Source organism: Rhodococcus sp. ACS1, assembly GCF_002300155.1.
Classification (GTDB): Bacteria; Actinomycetota; Actinomycetes; order Mycobacteriales; family Mycobacteriaceae; genus Rhodococcus_F; species Rhodococcus_F koreensis.
Genome location: NZ_NSDZ01000001.1, coordinates 472,514 through 485,031, shown reverse-complemented (window position 1 = coordinate 485,031; position 12,518 = coordinate 472,514). Strand labels below are relative to the sequence as shown.

The 12,518-nt window shown below is 65.6% G+C and carries 12 protein-coding genes and 2 pseudogenes; 13 read left to right on the top strand and 1 reads right to left on the bottom strand.

All coding sequences use genetic code 11. The annotated features are described in order from the left end of the window. The first annotated feature begins 55 nt into the window (after nt 1-55). From CJ179_RS02275 to CJ179_RS02220, 13 genes and pseudogenes are all read left to right on the top strand, one after another. Nucleotides 56-805 carry a helix-turn-helix transcriptional regulator gene (locus CJ179_RS02275; RefSeq protein WP_373560120.1) on the top strand — a complete coding sequence of 250 codons (750 nt, stop codon included), beginning with the start codon at nt 56-58 and terminating at the stop codon, nt 803-805. Between the two features lie 95 nt (nt 806-900). After that, nucleotides 901-2,361, top strand: coding sequence for a Fe-S cluster assembly protein SufB (gene sufB, locus CJ179_RS02270; RefSeq protein ID WP_072942082.1), 1,461 nt, complete (start codon nt 901-903; stop codon nt 2,359-2,361). Continuing rightward, nucleotides 2,361-3,590, top strand: a complete 1,230-nt coding sequence (gene sufD / locus CJ179_RS02265; protein WP_095860612.1) for a Fe-S cluster assembly protein SufD — start codon at nt 2,361-2,363, stop codon at nt 3,588-3,590. Before sufB ends, sufD begins: the two co-directional genes overlap by 1 nt. A 45-nt stretch (nt 3,591-3,635) precedes the next feature. Further along, entirely contained in the window at nt 3,636-4,445 is an 810-nt protein-coding gene (gene sufC, locus CJ179_RS02260; protein ID WP_072942079.1) for a Fe-S cluster assembly ATPase SufC, read from the top strand. A gap of 6 nt (nt 4,446-4,451) precedes the next feature. Continuing rightward, the gene (locus tag CJ179_RS02255) at nt 4,452-5,711 is read left to right on the top strand and encodes a cysteine desulfurase (protein ID WP_095860611.1); all 1,260 of its coding nucleotides are present in this window, start codon (nt 4,452-4,454) and stop codon (nt 5,709-5,711) included. Continuing rightward, nucleotides 5,708-6,223, top strand: a complete 516-nt coding sequence (gene sufU, locus CJ179_RS02250) for a Fe-S cluster assembly sulfur transfer protein SufU (protein ID WP_095860610.1) — start codon at nt 5,708-5,710, stop codon at nt 6,221-6,223. Before CJ179_RS02255 ends, sufU begins: the two co-directional genes overlap by 4 nt. Next, complete coding sequence (locus tag CJ179_RS02245) at nt 6,220-6,639, top strand: metal-sulfur cluster assembly factor (protein ID WP_072942075.1); 420 nt, start codon at nt 6,220-6,222, stop codon at nt 6,637-6,639. Before sufU ends, CJ179_RS02245 begins: the two co-directional genes overlap by 4 nt. A 130-nt stretch (nt 6,640-6,769) precedes the next feature. Beyond that, nucleotides 6,770-6,961: pseudogene (locus CJ179_RS52570) on the top strand (hypothetical protein); the annotation flags it as partial. A 73-nt stretch (nt 6,962-7,034) separates the two neighbouring features. Beyond that, a complete protein-coding gene (locus CJ179_RS51240) occupies nt 7,035-7,301 on the top strand; it encodes a hypothetical protein (protein WP_167372157.1) in 267 nt (88 codons plus the stop codon). Nucleotides 7,302-7,517: 216 nt separating this feature from the next. Further along, nucleotides 7,518-8,405, top strand: coding sequence for a diiron oxygenase (locus CJ179_RS02235; protein ID WP_072942073.1), 888 nt, complete (start codon nt 7,518-7,520; stop codon nt 8,403-8,405). Between the two features lie 16 nt (nt 8,406-8,421). Further along, nucleotides 8,422-9,822 (top strand): FAD-dependent oxidoreductase, encoded by a 1,401-nt coding sequence (locus tag CJ179_RS02230; RefSeq protein WP_095860609.1) that lies wholly within the window; start codon nt 8,422-8,424, stop codon nt 9,820-9,822. 15 nt (nt 9,823-9,837) lie between these two features. Continuing rightward, nucleotides 9,838-10,136 (top strand): annotated as a pseudogene (locus CJ179_RS02225) (DUF4193 domain-containing protein); the annotation flags it as partial. A 308-nt stretch (nt 10,137-10,444) separates the two neighbouring features. Next, on the top strand, nt 10,445-11,851 hold the full coding sequence (locus tag CJ179_RS02220) for a selenium-binding protein SBP56-related protein (protein WP_095860608.1): 1,407 nt from the start codon (nt 10,445-10,447) through the stop codon (nt 11,849-11,851). A gap of 313 nt (nt 11,852-12,164) precedes the next feature. On the opposite strand, the gene CJ179_RS02215 is transcribed toward CJ179_RS02220, so the two are convergent. Further along, the gene (locus CJ179_RS02215; RefSeq protein WP_074933718.1) at nt 12,165-12,509 is read right to left on the bottom strand and encodes a WS/DGAT domain-containing protein; all 345 of its coding nucleotides are present in this window, start codon (nt 12,507-12,509) and stop codon (nt 12,165-12,167) included. Nucleotides 12,510-12,518 lie beyond the last annotated feature (9 nt).

The window sequence follows — 12,518 nt, the reverse complement described above, 5'->3', positions numbered from 1 at the left end:
GTAAGGCAGGGCACCCTTAGTAGACCTGCGATCGGAATTCCGTCACACTGGTGTTGTGAAAACGGATACGACACCACGTGCAACGAAGGAAAGCGCAGTTCACGCGCCTTCTTCGGCGGCGCCTGTCGCAACCGCGTCACCCGTCGCCGTGGGCCACGAAGGGCACACCCGCGCGGCCGTCGTGAAGCTCCTCCTCGAGGAGGGGCCCATCACCGCGTCGGAAATCGGAACCCGCCTGGGCCTGAGTGCCGCCGGAGTCCGTCGTCATCTCGACGCACTCCTCGAATCCGGCGAGGCGCGCGAGGCGTCCTCCGTCGCCGTGCGTCACCGCGGACGGGGACGGCCCGCCAAATACTTCCAGATCACCGCGAAGGGCCGCGGCAGACTCGGTCACGCGTACGACGACCTCGCGGGCGCGGCCATGCGCCAACTGCGGGAGGTCGGGGGAGACGCCGCGATCACCGAATTCGCTCGCCGCCGAGTGCAGGCGATCGTCGGCGACGTCACCCCGGCCGCGGATCAGAGCGCCGAAGGCCTCGAAACCACCGCCGACGCCATCGCCGACGCGTTCACCACCGCCGGATTCGCGGCCTCGACCCGCCCGGTCGGCAACGGCGTGCAGATCTGCCAGCACCACTGCCCGGTCTCGCACGTCGCCGAGGAATTCCCGGAACTGTGCGAAGCCGAGCAGGCCGCGTTCGCCCAACTGCTCGGCACCCACGTCCAGCGGCTCGCGACCATCGCGAACGGCGACTGCGCCTGCACCACCCACGTTCCACTCGTCCCACCGTCCGGCCCCAAATAGCAACGCTATCCCGATAGATCCCCTAGTAAGCAACCTGTTTTCCACCGGCGACCAGCCCTCGCCGGTCTCGTAACAAGACTCCGGAAGGAGCTCGCATGACCGTCACATCAGACCAGGTGACATCCACTGCGTCGGCCAACGCCGAGCCGCTCACGCAGGAAGAGACCATCGCGTCACTCGGGCATTACGGGTACGGCTGGTCCGATTCCGACGAGGCCGGTGCCAGTGCGCAGCGCGGTCTGTCCGAAGACGTCGTGCGCGACATCTCGGCGAAGAAGAGCGAACCGGACTGGATGCTCGACATCCGTCTGCGTGCGCTGAAGACCTTCGACAAGAAGCCGATGCCGAACTGGGGATCGGACCTCGAAGGCATCCACTTCGACAACATCAAGTACTTCGTGCGCTCGAGTGAGAAGCAGGCCGAGAGCTGGGAAGACCTGCCCGAGGACATCAAGAACACGTACGACAAGCTGGGCATCCCCGAGGCCGAGAAGCAGCGCCTCGTCGCCGGTGTCGCGGCGCAGTACGAGTCGGAGGTCGTCTACCACTCGATCCGTGAGGACCTCGAGTCGCAGGGCGTCATCTTCCTCGACACCGACACGGGTCTGAAGCAGCATCCCGAACTGTTCCGGGAGTACTTCGGCACGGTCATCCCGGCCGGCGACAACAAGTTCTCCGCGCTGAACACCGCGGTGTGGTCGGGTGGCTCGTTCATCTACGTCCCGCCGGGCGTGCACGTCGACATCCCGCTGCAGGCCTACTTCCGCATCAACACGGAGAACATGGGCCAGTTCGAGCGGACCCTGATCATCGTCGACGAGGGCGCCTCGGTGCACTACGTCGAGGGCTGCACGGCACCGATCTACAAGTCCGACTCACTGCACTCCGCGGTGGTCGAGATCATCGTGAAGAAGGGCGGCCACTGCCGCTACACGACCATCCAGAACTGGTCGAACAACGTCTACAACCTGGTCACCAAGCGCACCAAGGTGGAGGCCGGCGGATCCATGGAGTGGATCGACGGCAACATCGGTTCCAAGGTCACCATGAAGTACCCGGCCGTCTGGATGATGGGCGAGCACGCCCGCGGCGAGGTTCTCTCCGTGGCATTCGCCGGTGAGGGCCAGCACCAGGACACCGGTGCGAAGATGCTGCACCTCGCGCCGCACACGTCGTCGACCATCATCAGCAAGTCGGTGGCCCGCGGCGGTGGACGCGCGTCCTACCGCGGACTCGTCCAGGTCAACAAGGGCGCCCACGGCTCCAAGTCGACGGTCAAGTGTGACGCGCTGCTGGTCGATCAGATCAGCCGCTCGGACACCTACCCCTACGTCGACATCCGGGAGGACGACGTGACCATGGGTCACGAGGCCACCGTGTCGAAGGTGAGCGACGACCAGCTGTTCTACCTGATGAGCCGCGGGCTCACCGAGGACGAGGCCATGGCCACGGTCGTGCGCGGCTTCGTCGAGCCGATCGCCAAGGAACTCCCGATGGAGTACGCCCTGGAACTGAACCGCCTGATCGAACTGCAGATGGAAGGGGCGGTGGGTTAGTGACCACGCCAGAAACTGGTGTCCAGAATCTCGGAGTCACGGGAGCCGTCGCGGGCGAGAATCCGCGGATAGCGCGGACGTCCACCGGCTCGCCGATCGCCAACAAGGGCGAGGTCTTCACGTCGTTCGACGTCAACGCGTTCGAGATCCCGGGTGGTCGTGACGAGGTCTGGCGGTTCACCCCGCTGCGCCGTCTGCGCGGACTGCACGACGGATCGGCGGTGGCGAGCGGCACGGCCACCGTCGACGTCGCAGGCCCGGACTCCGTGAAGGTCGAGACCGTCGGACGTGACGACGACCGGCTGGGCAAGGCCGGCGTTCCCGCCGACCGTGTGGCCGCACAGGCGTACTCGGGTTTCGAGACGGCGACCGTCGTGACCGTCGGCCGCGAGGTCGAGGTCGCGGAGACGATCAACATCACGATCACGGGCCCGGGCGAGGGCAAGGTCGCCTTCGGGCACCTGCAGATCCGGCTCGACGCGTTCGCGAAGGCGACCGTCGTCATCGACCAGCGCGGCAGCGGCACGTTCGCCGAGAACGTCGAATTCGTGCTCGGCGACAGCGCCCACCTCACCGTCGTCGCCGTCCAGGACTGGGCGGACGACACCGTGCACGTGGCGTCGCATCACGCGCGCCTCGGCCGGGACGCGGTCCTGCGGCACAACGCCGTGAGCCTCGGCGGCGACCTCGTCCGCCTGTCCGCGACCGTCAAATACGACGGTCCCGGCGGCGACGCCGAACTGCTCGGTCTGTACTTCGCCGACGCGGGACAGCACTTCGAGCAGCGACTGCTGGTGGATCACTCGCAGCCGCACTGCAAGTCCAACGTGGTCTACAAGGGCGCCCTGCAGGGTGATCCGGAGTCGGGGAAGCCCGACGCCCACACCGTGTGGGTCGGCGACGTGCTGATCCGTGCGGCGGCCGAAGGCACCGACACGTTCGAGCTGAACCGCAACCTCGTCCTCACGGACGGTGCCCGCGCGGACTCGGTCCCGAACCTGGAGATCGAGACCGGCGAGATCGTGGGTGCCGGCCACGCCAGCGCCACGGGTCGATTCGACGACGAGCAGTTGTTCTACCTGCGCGCCCGCGGAATCCCCGAGGACGCGGCACGGCGACTCGTCGTGCGCGGGTTCTTCCACGAGATCATCAACAAGATCGCCGTCGCCGAGATCCGCGAGCGTCTCGAGGCTGCTGTCGAGGCGGAACTCGCCGCAGTCGGCGTCTGAGCCGCGCCGCCGGACCATTACTTCCCATTTCTTCGAAGGATCACAATGTCTACCCCTGACGCTTCCACCCCCGAAACCTCGGTCCTGGAAATCAAGGACCTGCACGTCGACGTCGCGAACACCGACGAGAACGCCGAACCGATCAACATCCTCAAGGGTGTGAACCTGACGGTTCGCTCCGGCGAGACGCACGCGATCATGGGACCCAACGGTTCCGGCAAGTCGACGCTGTCGTACGCCATCGCGGGTCACCCCAAGTACCAGATCACCTCGGGGTCCATCACCCTCAACGGTGAGGACGTCCTCGAGATGAGCGTCGACGAGCGGGCCCGCGCGGGACTGTTCCTCGCGATGCAGTACCCCGTCGAGGTTCCCGGCGTCTCGATGTCGAACTTCCTGCGCACCGCGGCCACCGCCGTCCGTGGCGAGGCCCCGAAGCTCCGCCACTGGGTGAAGGAGGTCAAGGAGGCGCTGACCGAACTCGACATCGACCCCTCGTTCGGCGAGCGCAGTGTCAACGAAGGTTTCTCCGGCGGTGAGAAGAAGCGCCACGAGATCCTGCAGCTCGGCCTGCTGAAGCCGAAGATCGCGATCCTCGACGAGACCGACTCCGGACTCGACGTCGACGCCCTGCGCGTCGTCTCCGAGGGTGTGAACCGCTACAAGGAGCGCGAGCACGGCGGAATCCTGCTGATCACGCACTACACGCGCATCCTCCGGTACATCAAGCCGGAGTACGTCCACGTGTTCGTCGGCGGTCGCGTCGTCGAGTCGGGCGGGCCGGAACTGGCCGACGAGCTCGAGGCGAACGGCTACGAGCGCTTCACCCAGGCTGCAGCAACGCAAGGAGCATAAACGCAGATGACCACCTCGGTGCGCGTATTCGACGTCACCCGGATCCGGGAGGACTTCCCGATCCTGGCGCGTACGGTCCGCGACGGAAAACCGCTGGTGTACCTCGATTCGGGTGCCACATCGCAGCGCCCGAATCAGGTGCTCGACGCCGAGAGGGACTTTCTCACCACCTGTAACGCCGCCGTGCACCGAGGCGCTCACCAGCTCGCCGAAGAGGCCACGGACGCGTACGAGAACGCGCGTGCGGCGATCGCCGAGTTCGTCGGCGCCGACAGCGACGAACTCGTGTTCACCAAGAACGCGACGGAGTCCCTCAACCTCGTCACCCACGTCCTCGGCGACGATCGCTTCGAACGGCACCTCGGTCCCGGCGACGAGATCGTCATCACCGAGCTCGAGCATCACGCCAATCTGGTGCCGTGGCAGGAGCTTGCGCGCAGCACCGGTGCCACGTTGCGCTGGTACGGCGTCACCGACGACGGCCGCATCGATCTCGACTCGCTCGAGCTGACCGATGCCGTCAAGGTCGTGTCGTTCACCCACCAGTCCAACGTGACCGGGGCGGTGGCACCCGTCGAGGAACTGGTCCGCCGCGCCCGCGCGGTCGGCGCACTGGTGGTGCTCGACGCCTGCCAGTCCGTCCCGCACATGGCGGTGGACTTCCACGCGCTCGGAGTCGACTACGCGGCGTTCTCCGGGCACAAGATGCTCGGCCCGTCCGGCGTGGGTGTCCTGTACGGGCGCCGCGAACTGCTGAACGCGATGCCGCCGTTCATCACCGGCGGCTCGATGATCGAGACCGTCACGATGGAACGCACCACCTACGCGCCGCCGCCGCAGCGGTTCGAGGCCGGCGTTCCGATGACTTCGCAGGTGGTCGGTCTCGGCGCCGCGGTCCGGTATCTCGACGAGATCGGGATGGACGCAGTCGCCGCGCACGAGCACACCCTGGTCGAGGCGGCACTGGCAGCGCTCGGTGCCATCGACGGCGTGCGCATCATCGGACCCACGACCGCCGAGAACCGTGGCGGGGCAGTGTCGTTCGTGGTCGACGGGATCCACGCGCATGATCTCGGCCAGATCCTCGACGACGAGGGCGTCGCCATCCGCGTCGGCCATCACTGCGCCTGGCCCCTGCACCGGCATTTCGGTGTCGCGGCCACGGCGAGGGCGTCGTTTGCGCTGTACAACACGGTCGACGAGGTCGCCGCGCTCGCGGCGGCGGTGCGGCGTGCCCAGGAGTTCTTCGGGGAGGTTCCTGCATGAGAATGGAACAGATGTACCAGGAAGTGATCCTGGACCACTACAAGCATCCCCACGGCCGCGGCCTTCGTGAACCGTTCGGCGCCGAAGTCCACCACGTCAACCCGACGTGCGGCGACGAGGTGACGTTGCGCGTGCAACTCGCCGACGACGGCACGGTGGTGGATGTGTCGTACGACGGCCAGGGCTGCTCCATCAGCCAGGCGTCGACGTCGGTGCTCACCGATCAGGTGGTGGGGATGCCCGTCGAGAAGGCGCTGCAGACCGTTGCCGCGTTCAACGAAATGGTCAGCAGCCGCGGTACCGTCGAGGGTGACGAGGACGTCCTCGGGGACGGCATCGCCTTCGTCGGCGTCTCGAAGTACCCGGCCCGCGTGAAGTGCGCGTTGCTGGGATGGATGGCATTCAAGGACGCGGTTGTTCAGATAGTGGACGACCGCGTCGTGGACGAACAGGATTCGGCCGTTCCGACAGCAGACGGCGAACCAGCTCGAATCGGAGGACAGGCATCATGAGCGAGACGCAGACGCCGCAGGCGGACGCCGCAGCCGCACCGGAGCAGGCGCCGGCGGACCAGGGCGGCGAATCCGCGCCCGCCGCATCGGGTGCGATCACCGACCCGAAACGCCTCGAGGAGCTCGAGGAGGCGATGCGTGACGTCGTCGATCCCGAACTCGGCATCAACGTCGTCGATCTCGGCCTGGTGTACGGGATCACCGAGGACGAGGACGTCGTGACCCTCGACATGACCCTCACGTCGGCGGCGTGCCCGCTGACCGACGTCATAGAGGACCAGTCTCGCGGTGCACTCGTGCGCAGCGGGCTGTGCAACGAATTGAAGATCAACTGGGTGTGGCTCCCGCCGTGGGGCCCCGACAAGATCACCGAGGACGGCCGCGAGCAGTTGCGCGCCCTCGGTTTCACGGTCTGACGACCCACCACCGTTGACGGAGGGGCTCGGCGAGAACCATCTCGCCGAGCCCCTTTTCTCGGTGCCCGAACGGTATGACGATCGATGCCGTGGCCTACTCGGAGCGGGACATGACACCATCACTGCTGTGATGGCGGCGAAACCGCGGCACGCGCGGGTCGAAGATGTCCACGAACTCGCCCTGAGAATGCCTCACGCCAAGGTCGAATACGGGCCTCGCGGCAACCCCATCTCCCAGGTGGGCGGTAAATCGTTCGTGTTCTTCCGAACCCCGCGCCCCGACGCCGTCGTCGACCCTCTAACCGGAGCGCGATTCACGGACGAGCTGCCGACACGGATCGTCCATGCCCAGTGCGACCCGGTGCCGACCTCGGTCCCGGTGCACCGCCGGGGCGGTGAGCACGGGCGACTCCGGGTCTGATGCGTCGGTATCGGCCGGTTGGGGTGGCGAACGCGAGCAGCGCGGATCTCTTGCGGACCAGTGCTGCACCGAGGGCGGCGATCGCTCCGAATTCCAGGCGCAGGCTCCATGTGCCGATGACATGATCTGGGAGTCGAGCACGATTGCGATTGCGGCGAGCGCGGTGGTCGGCGTCGACTCGTTCAAGAGCGTCAGCGCCATGGTTTCCCAGAACAACTGCGTGTTACTTGAATTCTCATGAAAAACGCCGAAACATTCGAGATCAATTCAGTGGATGCCGCAACCTGATCGTCGAGTCGGTGGCGGGGTACGCTGCGATGGCTGTTGTAACCGACTCGAATGCCGGGCGGAACACAGTTGAGACAGAGCGCAAGGTGAGTTTTTGCGCCCGAGATAATCACATTAGCTCTAATCGATTCGAGATTCGATTGGAACGGAATATAGGAGTAAAGAAAGGATGACGACATCCGGAAGCGATGCGATATTCGAGACTCTCTTGGAATCGGCCAAGCGCCTCTCATTCGATCCGCGGGACCCCCTAGTTTGCGAACCCGATTCAGGTGGCGTCGAATTTCACGGGATGACACCTGAGTGGTCGCCTCTGTTCGGCACCGCTACGTGGGACTCCATGACCGAGCCGGAGCGCGTCCGCCTCACCAGAAGCGAGGTTGCGCAGTTCCTGGGCGTCGGAATCTGGCTGGAGGTGGGATTGCAGGTGGCATTGCTGCGGGCGAGCCACAGCGCGGACCCCGCCCGCTCGGACGTCAAGTTTCTGTTCAATGAATGCGCCGACGAGAATCTGCACTCGTTGATGTTCGTCAACGTCATCGACAGCATCGGATCGCATTTCTATAGGCGCGACCGCTCACTGGATTTTTTCGGATGGCTGTTTCGGACCATCGCGTGGGACGAGGTGGCGTACGGAATCGTGCTGGCCGGAGAAGAGATCTTCGACGTCATGCAACGCGACTGGATGGCGAGCGAAGACGTTGCCGCGCCCATCCGCAGGGCTTGCTATATCCATGTTATCGAGGAAGCCCGGCACATGGCGTACGCGCGTCAGAAAATCCGGACTCGGTTGATCACGATTTCGCGCGTCCGGCGGTTTATCAGCACCTTGGTCATCGCGATGGGAACGCATCTCATCGCGAAGAGCCTGATCAATCGGCGAATGTACGAGGATCTCGGCCTGGATTGGAAGGTCGTGGGCGCGGAAATCGACGCAAACGAACACCACCGGATAATGTTCCGCAGGGCCGCAGAACCGTTTATCGAATTCCTGAGCAGAGAAGGGCTGCTGAATTTCGGCGCGCGATGGATCTACCGAAAATCGAATCTTCTCTGAGCAAGCAGGAGTCGTTGTGACCCACGTTGTCCTGGGGCATTGCTGTAAGGATGCCTCGTGCGTGCGAGTGTGCCCGCAGAACTGCATTCATCCCGCCCCGGGTGAAGCGGGTTTCGAGTCGGCCGAGACGTTGTTCATCGACCCGCGCTCGTGTATCGATTGCACTGCCTGCGTCGAGGCCTGCCCGGCGTCTGCCATCAAACCCGAGTGGACGTTGACCCTCACCGAACGACGCGACGCGGCCCGCAACGCAGAGTTTTTCGAGCAGGCTCCCGAGTCCCGGCCCCTGTCGCGACGGATCCGCTTCGAGCAACCGCTGGGCAGGCCGAGTGACAGGCTGAGGATCGCCGTCGTTGGATCCGGGCCGGCGGCGATGTACACCGTTCGCGAACTCCTCCGGCGATCGACCTCGGTACGCATCACCGTCTTCGAACAGCACGGCGAGATCGGGGGCCTACTGCGCCGGGGTGTCTCCCGGGACCACATCGGCGTTCGCGACATGATCCGGCTCTTCGACGTGCCCTTCAACGACGATCGCGTCACGATCATCCACAACACAGAAGTCGGTGTGGATGTCTCGGTCGACGATCTCCGGACCAGATTCGACGCCGTAGTGCTCGCGTGTGGCGCTTCACAACCGCGCAGACTCGGACCTACGACTGCGGATCGCGGCGAGGGTGTCTATGAGGCCATCGACATTCTGGTGGCCGAGAACTGTGGGGTGTCCGGCTTTCGCCCGCGCGGGCCGCTGGGACCGAGATCCATCGTGATCGGGGCGGGAAACGTCGCCTTCGATGTCGTCCGATGGATGGCCAAGGCACGCGACCGAGGTGCCGCGGCAGAAGCGGTGACGGAGGTGGTCGTGTTGTCGCGATCGGCCCCGGATCGCGCCTCCTTCACGCCGTCGGCGTTCTACGAACTTCTGGACCTCGAGAATGCCGAGGTGCTGATCGACCGCTCCGGCCGCCGGCCGGTCGCCGCTGCGGACACCCCGTTGCTCCGTGACCTTGCCGCCCTGCCGGCTGCCGATATCTGGGCGGCAGACGGCCCGACCGCCACCGCCGCGGGCCTGCTGCGCGTGGTGTTGTCCTTCGGACAGGAGGTGACCGATCTCGGGAAGACAGCGGCCGGCGGCGTCGCCGTCACCACGACGACCGGTCGGACCTTCCTCGCGGACTCCGCGATATGCGCGACCGGATTCACGACGAAGCAGATCGACGGCATCCCCGTCGACGGGCGGGGGCTGGTGCCCAACCGCCGAGGACGAGTGATCTCTCTCGAGACGGGCGAACCGCTCGACGGACTGTATGTCGTCGGCTGGGCGAAACGAGGCGCCTCCGGCGGCGTCGGCGACAACCGCAGCTGCGCCTCGGGGACCGTGACACAGCTCGCCGCAGACCTGCACTCGCGGGTGTGACGCCCGGGTCGGCCGACCGACTACGACCACCCAGAGTTACCAACACCGACGACGAGCCATCCGAGCGCTCGCTCGACCAGCTCGAGGCCAGAAGGAACGAATCGCAGTCGGCCGTCGTCGACGTCGAGGAGACGGACACCGCGGAGTCCTTCGAGCTGCCCGGGGCCGACTTGTTCGGCGAGGTATTCCCGGTACGGGAGATTCCCGAGGAGGCAGACGAATTCACCTGCACCAGTTGTTTTCTCGTCCATCACCGCAGCCGCCTCGCGGGCACGGCCGGTGGGCAGATGATCTACCTGGACTGCGCCGGCTGAGCACATCCCAGTATGCTGGGATTTCAGAACCGGACCGTGTATGACTGCATATCTATGCGGGATTCCCGCAAGTGCTGGAGTTGCCGGGTCGAGCCGGTTCCGCCCGTCGTCCGCTTCTCCTATCCTTAGTGGGTATCCATGTCCCGATACGCGGTAGACGGGCGGGTGTTTGTGCGCGCAGACGGGTTTGGTGTACACCGAGAGCCCGTGCGTCCTTTCTCATCGCTGCGACCCCGTGGGCGCGGGTTGCGGTACTTGTAGCAGGAGGTATGAGCGGGTCTCGTCGTATCGATACGAAGGAGGCTGAGATGAGTCAGCCAACTATGGACCCGACCTTCTATCGCAGCGCAGCCGAGGCGGCCGCCGCCGCACCGGAGCAACTGGCCTACGTGGTCGCGTTCGATCGCGCAGCGGAGAAGCCCGATGCGCTGAGCGTGATCGACGTGGATCCCGGCTCGGGCACATACGGCCGGGTGGTGGGCTGGACCGAGGTACCCCATCGGGGCAACGAGTTGCACCACTTCGGCTGGAACGCCTGTAGCAGCGCGCTGAAACACGAGGGTCACCACATGGAGGGGTTGGCTCGCCGGTACCTGATCGTGCCGGGTCTGCGCTCGTCCCACCTGTATGTGTTCGATACTCAGCCCGATCCACGTCAGCCCACGCTGGCCAAGATCGTGGACAGCGCCGAGCTCGCAGCCAAGGCCGGTTACTCCCGACCACACACGTTGCACTGCGGGCCGGACGGCGTGTTCATGACCTGCCTCGGCGGTGCCGACGAATCGGACGGACCGGGCGGGATCGCACTGCTCGATCACTCCACATTCGGTGTGCTCCGGCAATGGGAGACCGACCGGGGGCCTCAATATCTCGCGTACGACGCCTGGTGGCATCTCAACCAGAACACACTGATCAGCAGCGAGTGGGGCACGCCGTCGATGATCGAGGACGGGCTGGTACCGGAGCTGTTGCTGGAGAACAAGTACGGCCACGCGATCCATTTCTGGGACCTCGGCACCGGCAAGCACCAGCAACGAGTGGACCTCGGCGCGCAGCACCAGATGCCGCTCGAGCTGCGCCCGTCGCACGACCCGGAGGCCACGTGGGGATTCCTCGGCGTGGTGATCTCGACCGAGGATCTGTCGGCCTCGGTGTGGCGTTGGCACCGCGACAGGGACAGCTGGGCGGTGGACAAGGTGATCACTATCCCGGCCGAGCCGGCCGATCCCGACCTGTTGCCGCCTGCGCTGAAACCGTTCGGTGCGGTGCCACCGCTGGTGACCGATATCGACCTGTCGGTCGACGACAAATTCCTCTACGTCTCGTGCTGGGGTATCGGGGAACTCAAACAGTTCGACGTGCACGACCCAGCCAGCCCCATAGAGACCGGGTCCGTCCGGCTCGGAGGGATCGTGGGCCACAGCGCTCATCCGGCGGCACCGAACCGGTCGCTGTCCGGTGGCCCACAGATGGTCGAGATCAGCCGTGATGGTCGGCGGGTCTACGTCACCAACTCCCTTTACGGCGCCTGGGACGACCAGTTCTACCCGGACGGGGTTGGTGCCTGGATGGCCGAGATGCACGCCGATCCTCGCGGCGGAATGACCATCGACGAGGCCTTCTTCCCTCATGACGAGGACTTCCGGGGTCTGCGGGTGCACCAGGTTCGCCTCCAGGGCGGCGATGCCTCGTCCGATTCATACTGTTACCGGTAGCAGTCGGCGTCGGCGCGCCGTACGTGATCACGCCCATCGCCGACACCTGATGAGGGGCAGCCGGATTCCCCGGCTGGCAACGGTTCCCAGTAACACATATGGTGACGTGTCGTGGTGGAGGATCCGCTCTACAGGGCGGCCTCCACGCGAGATCGTGTCCGGGTAGAGCTGTGACTTTCTACATGTTCGGGTCGGTATGGTGGCGCCGATGACGAGAGCGGTTACCTCGATACCGGGGGACGGCCGGGGCGCAGGTTTTCGACGTTGCGGGTGCACGCGGTCAGTTCGGAGAGGGCCTGGTGCAGCTGCTCGGTCACGTCCCACACATCGGGGACGAGGTTTCGGCAGGCGATGATGCCGACGTCGAGGTGCCGGCCGTAGACATGGCGGCGACGGTGATGCCGCCGGCCACGTCGCTGACGGCGGAGACGGGAAAGTTCCCGGTCACCTCGATGCCCACGGTATCGAGCGGCTGAGCAGGGCCGGCGGCGTGGGAGATGATCAGGTTCACCGGTGGCGTGGGCATGGTCAGCGCCCGCAACGGTGTGCGCGAGATCAGACCGCGCAGCGCCCGCGGCAGCGCGGCGCCGAAGTCGCGGGCGAGGGTGGCGGGTGCGGTGCGGAAACATCGGGGTGCCGCCGTGAGCGAGGTGTGCACCTTTCGGAG